The organism is Rubripirellula lacrimiformis, from assembly GCF_007741535.1.
Lineage (GTDB): Bacteria > Planctomycetota > Planctomycetia > Pirellulales > Pirellulaceae > Rubripirellula > Rubripirellula lacrimiformis.
The window spans coordinates 8,398,042-8,418,605 of sequence record NZ_CP036525.1; the positions used below are offsets into that span (position 1 = coordinate 8,398,042).

Below are 20,564 nucleotides of genomic sequence, written 5' to 3' on the forward strand. Positions count from 1 at the left end.
CCCGTCCATCCAACCATCGGCATTCGGAAATCATGCGAGAAAACACAACACAGTTGCGCGTCCGTTATGACGAGTGTGACCCGATGGGCTTGGTCCATCATTCACGCTATCTGCAATACTTCGAAATCGGCCGGACCGAACTGCTACGCGCCAGCGGCGGTCGATATCGGTCGATGGAAGAATCCGGTCAGTTCGTGGTCGTCGTTCGAGTCGATTGTCGATATCGAAGCCCGGCCCGGTACGACGACGTGATCGATATCCGAACGACGATCGCGAAAGTCACAGCGGCCAAGATCATTCATGACTACACGATCAGCCGCGACGGCGTGACGCTGGTCGAGGCCACGGTGACGTTGGGGGTGATCGACCGCCAAGGCGTGCTGCAGCGGGTTCCTCAAGAACTGCTGGATCTGTACGGATAGGCCTGGCAGCCGGCCGCTGGCCCGGCCACACGGCCATTGTCGAACAACGGCTAGGTCGAAGCTAAGATAAGACCGACCTGATACCCCATCGATATTTTCGCTTCTCGCGCAAGTTGCTCTCACCGTGGCTTCACCTCCTGATCCCTACGACTTCCAACGTCACCTCAGCGACGCCGGTTGCTTTGCATCGGACGGCGAAACCGAGCTGATCGGCCGGATCGACATCAGCGGGCATGACGGAGCCTACGGGACCGACGGACAGAACCGTCACAATGCGCCGCCGACCGAGGGCACCCGCGGCTATCGAGGCGGCGATGCAACCCCCGCAGCGGCGGGCCAGGATGCGGGGTCGGTTCAATTGAATCTTTCCTACGGATCCGATCGCAATGCGATGATCGTCAGTGGATCCAGCCGATCGCCCAATCATGGTTCGCAACCGATTCAGCAATTGGCGACCATCGGCACCGAAGGATACTTCTTTGTACGAGCCGCCGGCGGCGCCGGTGGAAACGGTGGCCGGGGTGGCGACGGCGGACCGGGCAGCCGAGGCTATCGTGGCCGCAACGCCACACGTTTTTCTTCCGGCACCAACGGTGGTCCCGGCGGTGACGGCGGCGATGCGGGCAACCCCACCGACGGAAAACCCGGTGGCGACGGCGGCGATGCCGTGATCGCTGTCCACGAAAACGACCAGGGACTGCTGATGCTGGTCAAAGGCAACCTGGCGGCCGGTGACATGGGATTCGCCGGCGAACCGGGACGCGGAGGTCACGGCGGCCCCGGCGGTCCCGGCGGCAGCAGCTATCACTGGACCGAACGACGATCGTATCGGGATTCCCAAGGTCGCACCCAGACACGCACCATCATGCGGTCCAACCCAGGCGGCGTCAGCGGTCCCTCGGGACGCGACGGACGCACCTCGGGCTACCGCGCCCGTGACGGATGGCCGGGAAGTGTCGGCACCTTCAAAATCGTTGTCGTCGATGACCAAGGCCGGCAACGAACTTACGATTCGCCCTACGACCTGGAACTGGTCACCTTCGATGTCGCCAGCGAATACACCATCCTAGAACCCGATTCGCTCGTTTCGATCGACAACTTGACCGTTCGTAATTGCGGTGGCATGCCGACGCCGCCCAATTACATGGTCCGCATCTATCTGGACAGCGACCAGTGGCTGCACTGTGATGGCGTCGACCTGGTCATCAGCCATTCGATTGCACCGGAGCAAACCCACACGTTCGACACTCGCGGACTGCGATTACGACTGGGCGACTACGTGGTGGACGAACCTCGCAAACGAGCGTTCCGATTACGGCATCCGGTTAGCCCGCAGGCAAGTCTGGAAAGCGGGATCGGACGCAGTTTCCGCCAATTCGAAAACGGCGAGGATCTGAACATCCGATTCCCCATCGAACTGATGTCGATCACCTGCCTGAACAGTCTGGCGCCCGGGGAATCGACGCGAGTCATCTGGGGCGTAACGAACATCGGCGATGAACCGTTTGATCAGAAGTATCTGTATCGCGCCGTCCGTTCACATGCTCGTCTGTTGGGCGGCGACCTGGATCCCGGCCAGATCGTTTTCTTTGACGACACCAACCAGCCCTACGATCTTGTGTCGTCCGCGTTCGAAAAACGAGTCGGTGAGCTACCGCCCGGCGAAACCACCATCATTGAAACCAGGATCGGCATCCGTGAATCCGCCGACGCGATCCCCTATCAGGGGTTCGCATTGGGCGTTGACCTGGACCTGCAACGTCCGAAGTCGAGCCAAACCCATGATCAGTATCGCTGCGTCGACTATCGCAAAACCTTTATCCGTGTATCCGAACGGTACCTGCGTGAACCGGGTTCGCGGTTCCTGTTGATCGCGAACGAAAAAACCACCACCACCGACATCGACCAATGGACACAACTGGCCGATTACTTCGGCAGCAGTTTGGATGTCTGGGACGTTTCGTACTACGGGTTCCTGGACTTGATCCGCGCCGTCGACCATGACAAGTCGCTGTTGCAGCAGTGGACAGGGATGACCATCATCATCCCCAACAACTATTACCAAACGCCGGATGGATCGACGGTAGCGTTCAACCAGCTCGCTAAGAGTCAATTTCTAAGGGCGGCTGCCGATCATGACATCAACTTTTACATCGTCGGCGATTCGCGGATCGGTGGCGAACAGATGTTGTCGATGTCGTTGATCCCGGTCAGCGATGAAAAGAAACCCAGCCAACTGAAATCACAGCAAGATTTCCTGCAGGCGGTCCGGCGGTGGAATCAGTACGTCGCACGCAGTCACGAAGTCGTCGGTGGAATCACCAGCAACGCTCAAGACCTGGCCGACGTATCGCTTGGTGCGGTCCACCAATTCGATATCAATCGCCGCACAATGTTGTTCCAGCCCAAAGCCGAATGGTTGGAAGCCGAAGCAAAACGGTTGCAACGGAAACTGTCCAAAGATGACCCTCTGCATCGGTGGATCATTGTGCATCGATACGATACCGGCGACACCGACACCGAGTGGGGATTTTTCAAACAGCGACAGATCGGCAAGATCGAAGTCCGCCGCACCCTGGATGCGACCAAAGGGTCGGCTGTGCTGTACGAAGTCGACGGCATCGATGCCATCGACCGTGACTTCATCACCAGCAAAGCGAACAAGCACGGGATCTTTCTGGCGTTGAAGTTCGAAGACAAGGTAGACCGTTTCATTCGGCTGGTCAGCGAGCGGACGTTCCCGCGGTACAGCGAACACTACGTCGATCGGCCACTGTCCGACGAAGAAGTTCGCCAGATCGGGGGCGAACTGGTCGATTCGATTCTGACGGATCTGTTCAACGAACAACGCGTTGCGCGTACTTGCAAAACGTGGGGACCATTCGGCGTCCGCACCATCATGCCCAAACTGAACTACCTGGCCGAACGATCGCTGAACTATGGCGTTACCTACCGCCAGATGCTGGAAAACGACGTCAGTCTGGGATTGCTGTACGAATTGGTTGCCAACGTCCGATACATGGCAGTCAAATCAAAAACGGTTTGGGACCACGCTTTGATCCCGACATCGTTCTTCAAACGCAGTCGTGCCGTATCCAACTTCATGTTAGACCGCTCGGACCGAATTGTGACCAACATCTTTGGTCGCTACCCGGGTTGGTGGGACCGCATCACCGGCGCCGGTGACGACTACGATCCGTTTGGCAGTTCGCGAGTCAAGGAACCGCAGGGCATTGCCCGAAAGACGGCCGACGATCGAATCCATGCGATCGAAACCGAACTGTACGCCGCCCAGGTGGGAATCGAAAAGTACGCGACCGCTCAGGACCATCCCGGCCTGACCTACGATCCCGAATTGCTGGGCGAACAAGTCCGTGTGATGACGGGCAAACAGTACGACCAGTTGGTGCTAGCCGAAGCGCGAGCCAGCCGCCAACGATACGAGACCGAAAAAGCAGTGCAAGCCGAACGCTCGGATCTGTTGGTTCCGCTAAGCACCCCCCAAGCCATCGAATCCCAAATTCAAGTGAGCCTCCCCACACCCTAAAAAGTAGCACGGCCTTTCCAGGCCGTCACCGACAACCAAACAGCAGACGGCCTAGAAAGGCCGTCCTACATGACCACACCCAAAGTAGGACGGCCTTTCCAGGCCGTCACCAGCAACCGCAACACAGACGGCCTGGAAAGGCCGTCCTACTTGACCAACGCCTACGCACCCCTTTTAAAAGGCATCATGATGGATTCCGTTGCTGATGCGGTTTTGGGGTTGGTGCCGGGGACGGCGTCGGTGGTGAACGTTGCCGCGGTGGGTGGTGGCTGCATCAGCGATGCCTACCGAGTGGACGTTCGCTGCGACGATGGGTCGACGCAATGCTTGTTTGTCAAAGGCAACGACGAATCCTTTGCTGATAATTTCGCGTGCGAACGGGCCGGGCTGACCTTGTTGCACGATGCCGCGTCGCTCGTCATCCCGCGACCGATTGCCGATGGGATCGTCAACGGGCGGGCGTGGTTGGTGATCGAGTGGGTGGAAAGCGGACCGCGGCCGCGATCGTTTTTCGCGGACCTGGGGCGTGGGTTAGCCGAACTGCACCGGTCGACTTTGGGGACCGAGATCGGGCTGGACCATGACAACTACTTGGGCGCCGCCCGCCAGATCAACGGTCCCTCGACGACTTGGCCGTCGTTTGTGGCCCAGCACCGAATCGGATTCCAACTCCGCTGGGCCGTCGACCAGGGATTGGCCGATTCGACACTTCGCCGCGACGTGGGGCGGATCATCGACGCCATGGATGACCTGCTTGCCGGGCGACAGGATCCGACGTCGCTGCTGCACGGGGACCTATGGAGCGGCAATATTCTGTGTGACCAACGGGGTCGACCGGTGATCGTTGATCCAGCGGTTTACCGCGGATGTCGCGAGGCCGAGCTTGGGATGCTGAAGCTTTTCGGGGCCTGTCCGGCGGACTTTTACGAAGCCTATGATCAGGCTTTCCCACTGTCTGCTGGTTGGCAGCGGCGAACCAGCGTCTATGTTCTTTATCATCTGCTGAACCATTTGAACCTGTTCGGCGTCGGATATTTGGATCAATGTCGGTCGCAAGCGGCCGATCTATTGTCATAGCGGTGTCCTTTGGGGCAGCGTCCGTTCATTAAGTAAGTCGAGATCCCCACTGATGCTTGCTGCTCGCGTGATTCCTTGCCTAGACGTTTTCGAAGGCCGCGTCGTCAAGGGAACCAATTTCGTCAATCTCCGTGACGCTGGTGACCCGGTCGAAATCGCCCGGCGGTACGAAGCCGAGGGTGCGGACGAATTGGTGTTCCTGGACATCACCGCCAGTCACGAAGAACGCGACATCATCTTGGACGTGGTTCGTCGCACGGCGGAACAGGTCTTCATGCCGTTGACGGTCGGTGGCGGGGTACGAACGGTGGACGATGTCCGTGCCCTGTTGTCGGCCGGTTGCGACAAAGTATCGATCAATTCGGCCGCCTGTACCGATCCCGACTTTGTCCGCCGCGCGGCCGACCGTTTCGGCAGCCAGTGCATCGTCGTCAACATCGATCCCAAGCGAGTGATCAAGGACGGGAAAGAAGTGTGGGAAGTTCACATCAACGGCGGCCGCAAACCGACGGGGTTGATGGCGGTCGAGTGGGCCCAAGAGATCGAACGTCTGGGAGCCGGCGAAATCGTGCTGACCAGCATGGATTGCGACGGTACCTGCGACGGGTACGACATCCCGATCACGTCGGCGGTCAGCGAAGCGGTTTCGATTCCGGTCGTCGCCAGCGGCGGTGCGGGCGGCCCCCAGCACTTGGTCGATGCGATCCTAAAGGGCAAAGCTGACGCGGCCCTAGCGGCCAGCATCTTTCACTTTGGGCAGTACACGATCGCCGAAACGAAGCAGGCGATGCGAGACGCGGGAATCGCGGTACGGTTGTAATCATGGTCACCTACGAACCCGATCTGCGACGCGTCTTGGTCCGCGACGATGCACCGTCATCGGCATACTGGATCACGCATGCCGGCGGCAGCATCCAAGCGGTGGCCAGCCGCATGCGAGACCTTGCCGACGCCACCAACGTCGATGTGCACTCGTTGGCCATGCCGGCTCGCGATGATTGGTTCCACGCCACATTCGATGGCGACTTAAATGACCTAGCCGCCGCCGTGGCCGGCGCCATCATCGACCAGCGAAATCGCGACGGGGTCCGGACACCGTTCACCGTCATCGGGCACAGTTTTGGCAGCGTGCTGGCCTATCGGATCGCCGGCGAATTGATCCGCCGGGAAGTCCCCCCACAGCGGCTGATCGTGATGTCGTTTCCGGCCCCCGATCGGCTGTCCCACGAAATGCAGCTGCACCGTTTAAGCGACGATGAACTGGTCGAACAGGTCGACGTGCTGTTCGGCGGGGTCCCTGATGACATCAAGAAAGACGTCGATGCGAGGGCATTTTTTGTTCCCGGGCTACGATTCGATCTGGGTCTGTTGGAAAGGTACCAGCATGCCGCCGACACCCCACCGCTGCCGATTCCGGTCACCGCGGTCTGCGGCGTCGACGACCGAGCCGTCGATATGGCCCAGATGCAGCGTTGGCAAATCACGACCAGCGGCGACTTTCGGCTGGTAGCGATGCCTGGCGACCACTTCTTTCCGCTGGCCCGGACTGCGGCGATTTTGAAGCTGGCGACGGCCTGAATCGACGCCGTCTGGACGATGACATCACGGTCGCCCCGTTGACCTTGATGCCTTTTGCCGATTACACCAATGTGCTGCTTTGCAATCTCTGGGCTACTTTTTCGCGCCCAGTCGCCTCGCGTTTTTCTCCGCGCTAGACCTGACCGGATCGCCATGACCGCCCCTGACGTCGTCCCCATTCGTACTGCCCTGATCAGCGTTAGCGACAAGCTCGGCCTGTCCGATCTGGCAGCCGGTCTGCAGCGTGCTGGTGTGGCCATCTACAGCACCGGCGGCACCCGACGCCATCTGGAACAGTCCGGCATCGACGTCATGGACGTCGCCGAATACACCGGTTTTCCAGAAATGCTGGACGGCCGCGTCAAAACGCTGCACCCCAAGATTTTCGGCGGCATCCTGGCCATTCGCGACCGCGACGACCACATGGACGCGATCGAAGAGCACGACATCATCCCGTTTGATTTGGTGATCGTGAATCTGTACCCGTTCGCGGCCACAGCCAGCCGCCCCGGCGCGACCCGCGAAGAATGCGTCGAACAGATCGACATCGGCGGCCCCAGCCTGGTTCGGGCGGCTGCCAAAAATCATAACGACGTGGCTGTATCGACCAGCCCCGAACAGTACAGCGAAATCCTGACTCAATTGGAAAGCGCCGGCGGCACCACCCACGAACTTCGCTCGGAACTGGCCGCGGACGCCTTCGATCACACCGCCGGGTACGACCGGGCGATCGCCGATTTCATGCGTGGCGATACCATCGGGGGCGAATTCCCATCCAGTTTGAACCTGTCGCTGCGTCGCAAAACCCAGCTTCGCTATGGCGAAAACCCCCACCAACGGGCTGCTCTGTACGCTGACCCCAGCGACCGGTCAGCGAACTTGGTCTCGGCGCGCCAAATCAGCGGCAAAGAACTCTCGTACAACAACCTGCTGGACCTCGATGCCGCACTGGAGATCGTCCGCGGGTTTGGCGGACCAGCGGTTTCGGTAATCAAGCACAACAACCCCTGCGGTGCAGCGACCGACACCAAATTGGCTCGCGCCTGCCGCCGCGCTCTGGCCGGTGACCCGCTCAGTGCGTTCGGCAGTGTGCTGGGTTTCAACCGCACCGTCGATCGCGAAACCGCCGAACTGCTGTGCGAACCCGGATTGTTCATCGAAGCGATCGTAGCCCCCGATTTTTCGGCCGAAGCCGTTGGGCTGCTGACCAGCAAACCACGATGGCGTGAAAACGTGCGGCTGATGCAAGTCGGCCGATTGGATACGCCGCCATCGCCAATCCAACGACGCTTCATCAGCGGCGGCGTCCTGGTCCAAGATGCGGACCGAATGACCAGTTCGATGCTGCAATGGAAGACCGTCACCAAGACCAAAGTTGCCGATGAACTTTGGGACGACGTTTCGTTCGCGTGGGAAATGGTCCGACATGTGAAGAGCAACGCGATCGTGTTGGCCAAAGACACATCGCTGATCGGCGTCGGTGCGGGCCAGATGAGCCGCGTCGACAGCGTCGAAATTTCGATCGACAAAGCAGGCGACCGTGCCCAGGGATCCGTGCTGGCCTCGGACGCGTTCTTCCCGTTCCCCGATTCGATCGAAGTCGCCGCCGAAGCCGGTGTTGTGGCCGTGATCCAGCCCGGCGGTTCGCGTCGCGACCAAGAAGTCATCGATGCCTGTGACAAACACAACTTGCCGCTGGTATTGACCGGTCGTCGTCACTTCAAGCACTAAGTTTTCAGGTAGCGGAACTCGTCAAGAGTTTGTCGATTTAATTCCGTTTCGATTCTTGATGTTAGCCGTTTGGACGCTAGCGGCGTGCTGATTTAATCGTTTTCCGGAACTTAGCGTGCAAATCATAACCCGAAGCGTGAGCGAGGGATCCTGTTGAATCCCTCGCTCACGCAGCGGGTTACTAAATCTGCAGGCCGCTAGCCCCGGTTCACTGGTGACGAAACCGAGGCTAGCGCCTAAACGGCTAACTAAATCGACAAACCGTTGACGACTTCCGCTACACCGTTTGTGGCCGATCGCGAAGACGACTTCACTCTGCCGTCCGGGCGAGTAGAATCGACGTTTGATCCACCACTCACCGCGTGACTCTGATATGACGATCCTGGACAAAATCATCGAGCAGACTCGGTTGACGATCCAGCGAGATCGCGCAGCCGTATCGGACCAGACGCTGGAATCGACGTTGGCGGATCTGCCGCCCTGTCGTGATTTCCACGGGGCACTGGCCGCCGGGGACCACGTCCAGGTGATCGCCGAAGTCAAGAAAGCCAGTCCTTCGGCGGGACTGATCCGCGAAGATTTTCATCCCGCGGAAATTGCCAAGGCGTACCAAGATGGCGGGGCCGCCTGCATCAGCGTGCTGACCGACGAACCGTTCTTTCAAGGATCACTTCTGTACTTGGAACAGGTTCGCCAAGCGGTCGATTTGCCACTGTTGCGCAAGGACTTTATCGTCGATCGATATCAACTGCTGCAGGCTCGTGCCAGCGGCGCCGATTGCGTGCTGCTGATCGCCGAATGTCTGTCGCCCGACGAACTGCGACGACTGCACGATCAAGCCGTCGAACTGGGACTGCAGACACTGATCGAACTCTACGAACCGGCCAACCTGGACGCCGTTCTGGCCACCGGGACCACCTTGGTCGGCGTCAACAATCGCGATCTACGCACCTTCGAAACGTCGCTCGATCATACGCTGAACCTCCGCCCATTGATCCCCGCGGACCGCTTGCTGGTCGGCGAAAGTGGTATCCGCAGTCACCAAGACGTTTTGAAACTAGGGCAGGGGGGTGTGAAGGCCGTCTTGGTTGGCGAATCGCTGATGCGACAAAACGACATTGCCGCTGCGACTCGGCAACTGCTGGGTCGTGATTAAGCTGCGACGTACGTTCGTCTGATCATTCATCCGTCGGAATTCGGAACCCCCATGTCGCAGCGATTCTGTGTTGGTCGCGGTCGCTATCTGCTGTTGTCGTTGGTCGTCTTTCTGATGGGCGTCGGTGCGACCGCCGCACGCACCGTCAAACAGTACCAGACACCGGGGCCGTTTGACCCCAGCCGCCAAGGCATGTGTGACTTTCACAATGGGATCTATTTCCCAGCCACCGCGTTGGTCGACGGCATCAGTCCCTACGGTGCCCAGTACGCCGCCACCAATCCAGTCGCGCGGCAGATTCCGTTCTTTCTGCCTTCCATCCTGGCGCTGCACGCGCCGTTGACGGTGCTGCCACTGCGGGTTGCCGAGGTCGTCTACTTTCTGTTCTCGGTCGCCTTGGTGTTGGCCATCAGCGGACTGGTTGTGGGGTCGATCATCCGCCCGATTCGGTTGGACTATCTGCTGGCCGTCGCGGCCGCGCTGGTCTTTTCCCGTGGCGGTCACATCACGTTGTTCGATGGCTATTTCACATTGGAATTGGTGCTGGCAACCTTCCTGGCAATCCGCTGGGGTGATCGGCGGCCGTGGTGGGCTGCGGTGGCGCTGGCCGTGGTTGCCGCCAAACCAACCTACCTGTTGCCATTGGGCTTTCTGATGCTGGCCCGTGGGAACGTCAAAGCGCTGGTCATCGGCGCCATCCTGACCATCATCACCGCCGGCGTTCCCTTCGCTTGGCTGGCCTACCACGAGGGCGATGGCGATTGGATCCGCGGTGCCGAGGTGCTGGGCGAACAGATCGCGTTGTCCCAGGAAATTCACCGCGCCCAATACGACGAATCTCCGGTTCATTCGTGGACTCGAGTCGATGCACTGGCCACGGTCGCCAAGTGGACCGGCAGCGAACCGAACGAATCCGTGCACCTGATCGTGATGATGGTGCTATTGGCGCCTGTCATGTTTGTCCTGGATCGTCGGCGACGCCGATCGATCGATGACGGGCTGGCTGGATTGACAGGCGCCATCATTTTGTGCGCGACCCTGGTCAGCATTTATCACCAGTCCTACGACACAATGCTATTGATCATGCCCTTGTCAGCGGTCCTGGTCGGATCCCCCGCCATTTGGAATCAAGTCCATGCCGGCTGGCGATTGGCAATCCTGTGCCTGACCGCCGTTCCCTTGTTCAACTACCTTTCGACTCGGATGGTTCTGGGACGCCTGGATGCGGGACCGACGGTGGAACAAATCGTTACCAGCATCAACGGTATCTGCCTGCTGGGGCTGCTGATTGGGGTCGTCTATTTGGGTTTTCGCCGCAGCCCCGCCGTGACGCTGCGAACCAATGAAATCGACGGTGCGGCCAAAACAGAGTGAAACTTCGTGATTCTGAGGCTTGTAGATACAGGTCACACCAATAACACTGGCTATATCGATTGGCGAACCACCCAATCGTGCCCCCTTCGCCCCTGACGGGCGGCCCCCATGATTCATTGACACTGTTCTCAGCGAAGCGGTCACCCCGCATTTGACCATGAACCAAGAACCGATCGGCTCCGATTTCCAATCGCAGGCAAGCGTCCAGAACAAGTCCGTCGGTGAATCGCGGGACTCGATCCGGTTCCGTCCCGTCAAAGTCTTCATGGCACTGCCGGCCTACAACGAAGAAGAAGCGTTGCCGGAACTGTTGGAACGGATCGGCGAAGCCTTTGCCGACAACGGTCTGCCCTATGAAGTCATCATCGTCGACGATGGCAGCAAGGATGACACCGCCAAGATTGCCGCGCAGATGTCCTTCCAAATGCCGATCCACCTGGTTCAACACGAAATCAATGCGGGCTTGGGTGTGACCATCCGTGACGGACTTCGCGAAGCCGTGGATCGCGCCGGCGAACGCGACATCATCGTCACGATGGACGCCGACAACACGCACCCGCCGGGATTGATCAACCGCATGGTGTCGATGATCCAAGAAGGTTGCGACGTTGTGATTGCATCGCGTTTCCAACCCGGCGCCCGCGTCGTGGGCGTTCCAATCGAACGCCACTTTCTGTCGATCGGTGCACGGATCCTGTTCACCGTGTTGTTCCCCACCCGTGGTGTTCGCGATTACACATCCGGCTATCGCGCCTACCGTGCATCGGTAATCCGCCAAGCGTTTGCCGAACACGGCGACGATTTCGTCGGCGAGAAAGGATTTTCCTGCATGGCCGACGTGCTGTTGAAACTGCGCGAACAAGGCGTCATGTTCGGCGAAGCTCCGCTGCGGTTGCGTTACGACCAAAAGGGCGGCGACAGCAAGATGCAAGTCTTCAAGACCATCTGGTTGACGCTAAAACTTCTCGGCCGCCATCGCGTCGGGAAGAACTAGTCGTGCCGGATTCGACTTCGACGCACCCGCACAACGAACGCAGTTCGTGGTTGGTCGTTGGCGGTGGTGTGATGGGTCTGAAGATCGCTCGGGATCTGATCGAGCGCGGACAAGACGTCACGATCGCCGAGGCCGCACCCGTGATGGGTGGATTGACCAGCGCCTGGAACCTTGGCGACGTCGTGTGGGACCGCTTCTATCACGTCACGCTGCTAAGCGATTCGAAGCTGCGCGACCTGCTGACCGAGATCGGTTTGGAAAGCGAGATCGATTGGGTCGAAACCAAGACGGGCTTCTACGCTGGCGGTCAGCTGTTGTCGATGAGCAACACGGCCGAGTTCCTGAAGTTTCCGCCGCTGTCGATGATCCAACGATTGCGATTGGGCGGCACGATCTTCTATGCATCGAAGATCAAGAATTGGCGTCGGCTAGAGAAGTTGTCGGTCGAAAAATGGCTCCGTCGTTGGTCCGGCAACGGCGCCTTCGAAAAAGTCTGGTTGCCGCTGCTGAAAGCCAAACTCGGTGACGCCTACACGCAGACCTCCGCCGCCTTCATCTGGGCTCACACCGCACGGATGTACAAAGCCCGCCGTAGCGGCGCCAAGAAAGAAATGTTCGGCTACGTCCCCGGCGGGTACGCGCGAATCCTGGATCGGTTGGTAGAGGTGCTTTCCGATCGCGGCCTAACAGTCAAAACATCGTCGCCCGTCCAGCAAGTCCAATCCGCCGACCAGGGTGGTTTGAACGTGACCTTTGGCGACGGCCGCACCGAACACTATGACAACGTGGTTTCCACCATCGCATCGCCGCTGATCGCACGATCGTGCGACGAACTAAGCGATGACGAAAAGCACAAGCTAAGCGACATTCGATACCTGGGCGTTGTTTGTGCGTCGATGTTATTGAAAGAACCGATCAGCCCCTATTACGTCACCAACATCACCGATACCTGGGTGCCGCTGACCGCAGTGATCGAGATGTCGACGATCGTCGATTCGGAAACCCAACTGGGCGGAAATCATTTGGTCTATCTGCCCAAGTATTTGCCGGATGACCATGATGGGCTCAACGAGAGCGACGCCGACTATCAAGAGAAGTGTTTGTCGACGCTGGAAAAGATGTACGACCATTTCTCGCGTGACAACGTGCTGGACTTCAAAGTCGCGCGAGCCAAGTATGTGGCGGCGTTGGCGACCGTCGACTACAGCACTCGATTGCCAAGAATCGTGACCAGCGTTCCAGGTTTCTATGCCCTCAATTCGGCGCATATCCTAGAAGGCAACCTGAACGTCAACGAAACGATCCAGTTGGGCGAAACCAAACTGGCCCACGAAGTCTGGCCCGACTATCAACGCCGTATCGCCGCGGGCCAAGTCAGCGACAAGCCAAGCCCCGATCTGGCCAACGCGTAGTGCTGCGAATCCCACTACCAAGGTTTGACAGCCACGCAGTGGCGACAGCCTTCTGCCGGTGGCCTTGGCCACCGGAATGCACATGATCGCCAGCTCGCTCTCACAGCGGGTGCACCACGCGCGTTATCCTAGGCAGCTAGGAATCCGCCCTCTCTGTCGCCGATCGAAAGTAGTTCACCCATGTCGTCTGTCATCTTGGCTATGGACCAAGGCACGACCAGTTCACGTGCCATCCTGTTTGACCGTGCCGGTTCAATCCTGGGGATGTCACAGCAAGAATTCACTCAGCACTTTCCGGACACCGACCGCGTCGAACATGACGCCGAAGAAATCTGGGAATCGCAAATCGGTGTGGCCCGCCGCGTGCTCGCCGATCACGGACTGACGGCGGCCGACGTGGCTGCGATCGGGATCACCAACCAACGCGAAACGACCTTGGTTTGGGACCGAGCGACCGGACAACCGATCGCGCCCGCCATCGTGTGGCAGGACCGACGAACAGCCGCCAAGTGCGAACAGCTACGCCAAGCCGGGCACGCGGACGTCGTGCAGAAGAAGACCGGACTGCTGATCGATTCCTATTTTTGTGCCACCAAGATCGACTGGCTGCTGGAAAACGTTCCAGGGGCTCGGCAACGCGCCGAAGCCGGCGAACTAGCCTTCGGAACCATCGATAGTTGGTTGATCTGGAAACTGACCGGCGGCCGCGTTCACGTCACCGATGTGACCAACGCATCACGAACGATGCTGATGAATATTCACACCGGCATCTGGGACACCGAACTGCTGAAGATCTTCGGCGTGCCAACCCAGATGTTGCCAGAAATTCGTCCCTCTAGCGAAGTCTATGGCGAAACCGAACCTGAACTCTTTGGCGCTGCGATCAAGATCGGTGGCGCAGCCGGTGATCAACAGTCCGCTTTGTTCGGCCAGAACTGTACCCAGCCCGGCATGGCCAAAAACACCTACGGGACGGGCTGTTTTGCACTGATGAATATTGGCGATCAGCCACGGACGTCCACCTGCAAACTACTGACCACGATGGCCTGCCAGTTCGCCGACCAACCACCCAGCTATGCGCTCGAAGGCAGCATCTTTATCGCCGGGGCAATCGTTCAGTGGCTTCGCGATGGGCTGGGCATCATCGATTCGGCCGACGAAATCGAGGCGTTGGCTGCTAGTGTTCCAGACAACGGCGGCGTGTATGTCGTTCCGGCATTGGCCGGCCTGGGGGCGCCCCACTGGGATGCATACGCACGTGGCACGATCCTGGGTCTGACTCGCGGTACCACCAAAGCACACATCGCGCGAGCCGCGTTGGAAGGCATCGCGTTTCAGGTCGCCGACGTGTTGGACGCGATGAAACAAGACGCCGACGTCCCGATTGCCGAACTGCGTGTCGATGGCGGTGCGGCCGCCAACAATCTGTTGATGCAATTCCAGGCTGATATTTTGCGAGTTCCGGTGATCCGGCCTAAAGTGATCGAAACGACCGCGCTCGGGGCCGCCTACTTGGCCGGTCTTTCCAGCGGTTTCTGGACCGGATGTGATGACATCGCCGATGTGTGGCAAACCGACCGTGTGTTTGAACCCACAATGAATGCCGACGAAGCCGCTCGGCTGCGAACTCGTTGGTCGGAAGCACTCGACCGCTCGCGTGATTGGGAACAACATGGATCGTAATGAATCACTTCGTCGCATCTACGAGCGAACCACTCCCTTTGACCTGCTGATCATCGGTGGGGGAGCGACCGGCGTGGGTGTCGCGATGGATGCCGCATCACGTGGCTACGACGTCGCCTTGATCGAACAAGCCGACTTTGGCAAAGGCACGTCCAGCCGCAGCACCAAATTGGTGCACGGCGGGGTCCGCTACCTGCAACAGGGCAACATCACGCTGGTTCGCGATGCACTGCGCGAACGCACCTTGCTGCGCCGCAACGCACCTCACCTGGTTCACGACATGCCGTTCGTGATCCCCTGTGAACATTGGTGGCAAAAGATCTATTTCGGGATCGGCCTGAAACTGTACGACCTGCTGGCGTGGTCCGACAATTTTGGAAGTTCGCACGGAGCGTCCCAATCGGATATCGCACGCGACCTGCCCACGTTGGCGGCTGAAAAGTTCAGCGGCGGTGTGGTCTACCACGATGGCCAGTTCGACGATTCCCGCCTGCTGATCAACATGGCACGTACCGCCGCCGATCATGGTGCGTCGCTGGTCAATGGCATGGGTGCCACCGAATTGGTCAAGAATGATGACGGTCGGATCGTTGGCGTGGTCGCCGTGGATCACGAAACATCCGAAACGGTGACCATCCGAGCCAACACGGTCATCAACGCCGCCGGCCCGTTCTGTGACGCGGTACGACGGATGGACAAAGCAGACTGTCAGCCGATGTTGGCGGCCAGCCAAGGGGTTCATGTCGTATTGCCGCGATCGTTCTTTCCCGGCGACGTTTCGCTGATCGTCCCCAAGACGTCCGATGGACGCGTCCTGTTCATCATCCCGTGGCACGATCGTGTGCTGGTGGGAACCACCGACACGCCGATTCCAACGCCGTCCTTGGAACCGGTCGCGCAGGAACAAGAGATCCAGTTCCTGCTGGACACCACATCCGAATACTTGACGCATCCGCCCACCCGTTCCGATGTACGCAGCGTGTTTGTCGGCATCCGCCCGTTGGTCCGCGGCGACAAGTCGGCTCGCACCGCGTCGCTGTCGCGTGATCATGTGATCCGTGTCGAAGATTCGGGATTGATGACCATCACCGGCGGCAAGTGGACCACGGTCCGAAAGATGGCCGAAGACTGCGTCGATCGCGCGATCACAGTCAGCGGGTTGGCCAAAAAACCCTGCGTGACTCCGACGCTGCACCTGCATGGTTACGCCGCTGAAACCAATGCCGATGTCGCCCGATCGTTTTACGGCAGCGACCTCGCGGCGATCGAGCAACTGGAATCGGACACGCCCGACTTGGCCCGTCGATTGTCCGACGATCATCCGATCCACCGATCCGAAGTCGTCTGGGCCGTCCGTCACGAAATGGCTCGCACCGTCGACGATGTGCTGGCCCGACGGACCCGGTTGTTGCTGCTAGATGCCGATGCCGCGGTCGCCGTCTGCGGTGACGTCGCTCGGCTGATCGCCGATGAACTAGGCCATGACGATGCTTGGTGTGCGGACCAGGTTGCCCAGTTCACTGCCATGGCACGGCAGTACCAAATCCAGAACTTTGGAACTCCGGCAACGTAAAATCCATGATCGAACCGTCAACGCCTCATTCGTTGCTATTGGCCGCATGCGATGGGCAACCGCAGGCCTGGAACCGGTTCGTGCATCTGTATGGTCCACTGATCTATCGGTGGGTTCGTCGCAGCGGAATGCAAAGCAGTGACGCGGCCGATGTGACCCAAGACGTGCTGATGTCCGTGTCACGAGATCTGGTGCGTTTCGATCCCAAGCGAACCGATACCAAGTTTCGTAGCTGGCTGTGGACGATCACTCGCCGCCGCATGGCCGATCGGTGCCGCAATGCACCGGCCGAACAAGTCATGGGGTCAGCGGCCGCCAACCTAGTATCCCCGATCGACAGCGCCGATCCGCCCACCGACGCACGCCTGGACCAACACACCGTGCTGACGCGTGCGGTTGCCATCTACCGCGACCGGTTCGACCCCAAAACTTGGGAAGCATTCTGGGGGACCGTGGTGGATGGACGTAGTCCCGATGAAGTCGCCGAATCATTGGGGGTCACGCGTTGGACGGTGTACAAGGCGCGCGCCCGTATCCTGCAGCGGCTGCGCACCGAACTGGCCGGCCTGATCGACCAGGATTCATCAGGCTAAAACCCTCGGAACAATCAGTTGGCGGTCAATCATTCGATGTCACGTTTAAAGTCCTCTCTCCCCCGCCGCGCAGCGACTTGCGGGGGAGAGAGTTAGAGAGAGGGGGAAGAAGAAATGCAAGGATTTCTGGCGAAATCCACTACGTTAGTGTTTGTTCCAAAGGTCCCAGGCTGGAAGCCTAGGCTACGGCAGTGGTGCCATTTCCACATTTTTTTTCATCGGGTGTCCAATCACTCGCGAGGGACTTGTTAGACGATCCGCATTCCCCACTTTGACGGAAGCCTGACTGATGATTGCCACCACCCACGAACATCCCTCGGACGAAGAACTGGTCGATTTCGGATTCGGCCGCGTGCCACCGGATCGATTCGAACGATTGATGCAGCACCTCGATTCCTGTCAAAGCTGCCAGCAACGGATGGACGCGTCGTCGCTCGATGATTCGTTCGCCGCGGTTCTGTCCGCAGAGGTCCCTTCCAGCGACGACGCGGTCTTGGCCGAAGCGGATTGCCAAGCGGCCATCTTTCATGCTGCCGGACCGCAAAAGATGCGGTTGGATCCCGTTCTGCCGCCGGTGGATTCGCTTGGCCCCTACCGGCTACTGCGACCGCTGGGACGTGGCGGGATGGGGGCGGTTTATCTGGCCGAACACACGCGGCTGAAACGGAAGTGTGCGATCAAACTGCTGCCCCGCGGTCATGGTTTCGACTCGGTATGGGTGAACCGATTTGAACGTGAAATGCAGGCGGTCGCCGCACTGTCGCATCCCGGCATCGTCACCGCCACCGACGCGGGCGATTCGGGCGGCTGGCATTACCTGGTGATGGAATACTTGGATGGATTGGATCTGGCCGCCATCGTGCGGCGACTCGGTCCGCTGGATATCGCGGCGGCCACGACGATCATGCGAGGCGTGTGCCGAGCGATCGCTGCGGTGCACGATCGTGGTCTGGTCCACCGCGACATCAAACCGTCCAACATCATGCTGACCAGCCAGGGGACGGTAAAGCTGCTGGATCTGGGATTGGTGCTGGACCAATCCCAACCGATTGCCGATCTGCGGCTGACCACCGTGGGGCATGTCATCGGCACGCTGGCGTTCGCTGCACCCGAACAACTGAGCGACGGCGACAGCGTCGATTCGCGAGCCGATTTGTACAGTATCGGCGCCACCCTGTACCAATTGATCGCCGGACACCCGGCCCACGATTCCTCGCGTGGGATCGCGCCACTGGTGATCGACAAGACCACCCGCCCAGCCGATCGCTTGAAAGACGCTGCGGCCGAAGTCCCCCCGGCGTTGGACGATCTGGTCAGCCAGTTGCTGTCGCGTGACCGTGACGATCGCCCGGACCAGGCCCATGAAGTCGCCGATCGCTTGGATGCGTTCACGCGTTCGGTATCGCTGAAACCACTGATCCGACAAGCGATGCGAGCCGAGGATCCGGAACCGATGCTATCGGCAACCCTACCCATCCCGAATGCCGCATCCGGTGAACCACCGCGCCCTAATCGAACCCTGATCGGGTTCCTGGGCGGTGCCGCCGCAGCCGCGATCCTGGCCACCATCATCATCACGATCCAGTCCGACAAGACCCGCGTCCGCATCGAAACCGACGATCCAAACTTGGCCGTCCAAGTGTCGCAGTCACCAACGGTTGCCAGCGCCGATCCCAACGTTGCCCTGGGTGACACGGACGAATCAGCCGCTCCCATCGTCCCATCCAAGAAACGATTCAAAGGCGAAACCATCGATCATTGGGTAGGAATTTTGGAAACCGAACGCGACGTCGACACACTGGGCGAAGCGATCAATGCGGTTGTCAGTCTGGCTGATGAAAGCGATGTAGATGCAGTCGGTGCAATTCTAAGATCAGCCCGCAGGTTCGGCGGTTGGACGGCCAGTGCCGACAAGAGCGAACCATCTCAGCTGTACATGACTCAGTTTATCGACACGATCAAACGCATCATGCCATCACCGGGGATCGAAGCGATCACGGCAGAGCTGGGTGACGGAAATCAAAACAGCCGCGCGGCCTGTCTATGGGCGCTGTTGAACTTTGAAGGTGGATTCAGCGGTACGGCAAGCTCTCGACTGCTTGCCTGGGCAGATGATCCTCAGAACAAGCAAAAGGCCGATGCATTGCACCAAGCCTTACGTTCACTGACCGACGATGACTTGCATTTCACCCAAAGCATTTCGACAGCCCGTGATTTGTCATTGAAACTCGCGATCGCATTGAACGCACCACTCGACGAAGAACCCGGCCTATCGGAAGAGATCGATCAAAACGTCACCAAAGCCAAATCAATGCCACCGATCGCGGAACGATTGGAGGACCCTTTTCCCGGTGGGCGAAACACAACAAGACAGGCCAACTTTAGTGTCTACCGATTTATAGCCGCCAAGCAACTTGGCATTGAACTGCCGCCGGCACTGGAGGTTCAGGGACTACTGGACGACGCGTTAATTGCTAGAGACAAGCGGCATCAAGGGTTCCTGGACCAGTTGAAGAAAACGCCAGCCGTCTACGCCGACGAAGCACTCTTGTGGCTTTACACCAAAAATCCCAATTGGCTCGCGTCGCCGTCCCACTATTCTGGACAGACATTCATTGAGAACCAGGATTTGTGGACGAAGGCATTGCCCATCATTGTCGAGAACACAACGCGGCCAGACATGGCTGGCCAGGTGATGGATTTGGTTCTTGCGAGCGTTGGCACCAGCATTTCGGAAGACGCAAGGAAGCTGCTGCAGGCAGCCCGAGATCGCTGCGAAGAACGTTTTGTGGCCGAACCTGGCGAAAACTCGAATGACCCATTTAGTGCTGGTTCGGAATCCCCGTTTGGCGAAATGAAGCAGCCGCATTCATCGGGCGGCGGTATGTTCTAAGAATCGGCGTTCACGCTGCGTCAGCGAAGCGAAATTCGAACCAAGCCACCGTTCCCAACGACCGTCACTCCGCTGGTAGTACCGCCTTCAGACGGAATCGGAACGGCCCAAAACATTCCGGCTAAAGAGAGCGTCCCCCTCACCCCAACCCTCTCCCCCACATTGAACGCGAGCGGAACTCGCGTTCAACACGGGGGAGAGGGGGCAAAACGAGGGAGAGGGGGCAAAACGAGGGAGAGGGGGCGACGCGGGGGAGACGCGGAGGAGAGGGGGCAAAACGGGGGAGAGGGGGGGCGAAACGAAGTGGGGAAACACTTCGGTTGGTTGGCTTTCTTTTGCCCCCTCTCCCCCTGGGTTATCGAAGTGGAGCTTCGATAACCCAGGGGGAGAGGGCTGGGGTGAGGGGGCCGTGGTAACGCTGAATCCGGTGGCCCGCCCACACGGCAGGATGCTTTCGCCTCGCCGCGGCGGCCGTAAGCTGGACGCTCTCTTCAGGCCGAATCAGAATGGCCCAAACCACTCCGGCTAAGG

The 20,564-nt window shown here is 59.2% G+C and carries 14 protein-coding genes; all 14 read left to right on the forward strand.

Going from position 1 to position 20,564, the window contains the following annotated elements; genetic code table 11:
- Positions 1 to 32: 32 nt before the first annotated feature.
- The 14 genes from K227x_RS29445 (at position 33) to K227x_RS29510 (ending at position 20,033) form a co-directional block, all read left to right on the forward strand.
- Positions 33 to 422, forward strand: coding sequence for an acyl-CoA thioesterase (locus tag K227x_RS29445; RefSeq protein WP_145176612.1), 390 nt, complete (start codon positions 33 to 35; stop codon positions 420 to 422).
- Between the two features lie 124 nt (positions 423 to 546).
- Positions 547 to 3,969: a DUF7932 domain-containing protein gene (locus K227x_RS29450; RefSeq protein ID WP_145176614.1), complete on the forward strand. Its 3,423-nt coding sequence runs from the start codon at positions 547 to 549 to the stop codon at positions 3,967 to 3,969.
- 69 nt (positions 3,970 to 4,038) lie between these two features.
- Positions 4,039 to 5,046: a fructosamine kinase family protein gene (locus tag K227x_RS29455; RefSeq protein WP_145176617.1), complete on the forward strand. Its 1,008-nt coding sequence runs from the start codon at positions 4,039 to 4,041 to the stop codon at positions 5,044 to 5,046.
- A gap of 52 nt (positions 5,047 to 5,098) precedes the next feature.
- Positions 5,099 to 5,866, forward strand: coding sequence for an imidazole glycerol phosphate synthase subunit HisF (gene hisF, locus K227x_RS29460; RefSeq protein WP_145176620.1), 768 nt, complete (start codon positions 5,099 to 5,101; stop codon positions 5,864 to 5,866).
- A 2-nt stretch (positions 5,867 to 5,868) separates the two neighbouring features.
- A complete protein-coding gene (locus K227x_RS29465) occupies positions 5,869 to 6,624 on the forward strand; it encodes a thioesterase II family protein (protein ID WP_145176623.1) in 756 nt (251 codons plus the stop codon).
- A gap of 153 nt (positions 6,625 to 6,777) precedes the next feature.
- The gene (gene purH, locus K227x_RS29470) at positions 6,778 to 8,355 is read left to right on the forward strand and encodes a bifunctional phosphoribosylaminoimidazolecarboxamide formyltransferase/IMP cyclohydrolase (RefSeq protein WP_145176626.1); all 1,578 of its coding nucleotides are present in this window, start codon (positions 6,778 to 6,780) and stop codon (positions 8,353 to 8,355) included.
- Between the two features lie 373 nt (positions 8,356 to 8,728).
- A complete protein-coding gene (trpC, locus tag K227x_RS29475; RefSeq protein WP_145178624.1) occupies positions 8,729 to 9,511 on the forward strand; it encodes an indole-3-glycerol phosphate synthase TrpC in 783 nt (260 codons plus the stop codon).
- A 51-nt stretch (positions 9,512 to 9,562) separates the two neighbouring features.
- Positions 9,563 to 10,885 carry a glycosyltransferase family 87 protein gene (locus K227x_RS29480; protein WP_145176629.1) on the forward strand — a complete coding sequence of 441 codons (1,323 nt, stop codon included), beginning with the start codon at positions 9,563 to 9,565 and terminating at the stop codon, positions 10,883 to 10,885.
- A gap of 157 nt (positions 10,886 to 11,042) precedes the next feature.
- Positions 11,043 to 11,879, forward strand: coding sequence for a glycosyltransferase (locus K227x_RS29485; RefSeq protein WP_145176632.1), 837 nt, complete (start codon positions 11,043 to 11,045; stop codon positions 11,877 to 11,879).
- Positions 11,880 to 11,881: 2 nt separating this feature from the next.
- Complete coding sequence (locus K227x_RS29490; RefSeq protein WP_145176636.1) at positions 11,882 to 13,291, forward strand: NAD(P)/FAD-dependent oxidoreductase; 1,410 nt, start codon at positions 11,882 to 11,884, stop codon at positions 13,289 to 13,291.
- A gap of 180 nt (positions 13,292 to 13,471) precedes the next feature.
- Positions 13,472 to 14,974, forward strand: coding sequence for a glycerol kinase GlpK (glpK, locus tag K227x_RS29495; protein WP_145176639.1), 1,503 nt, complete (start codon positions 13,472 to 13,474; stop codon positions 14,972 to 14,974).
- A complete protein-coding gene (locus K227x_RS29500; RefSeq protein ID WP_145176642.1) occupies positions 14,964 to 16,547 on the forward strand; it encodes a glycerol-3-phosphate dehydrogenase/oxidase in 1,584 nt (527 codons plus the stop codon). Before glpK ends, K227x_RS29500 begins: the two co-directional genes overlap by 11 nt.
- Before the next feature lie 5 nt (positions 16,548 to 16,552).
- Positions 16,553 to 17,140, forward strand: coding sequence for a sigma-70 family RNA polymerase sigma factor (locus tag K227x_RS29505; protein WP_145176645.1), 588 nt, complete (start codon positions 16,553 to 16,555; stop codon positions 17,138 to 17,140).
- Positions 17,141 to 17,429: 289 nt separating this feature from the next.
- Complete coding sequence (locus tag K227x_RS29510) at positions 17,430 to 20,033, forward strand: serine/threonine protein kinase (protein WP_145176648.1); 2,604 nt, start codon at positions 17,430 to 17,432, stop codon at positions 20,031 to 20,033.
- Positions 20,034 to 20,564 lie beyond the last annotated feature (531 nt).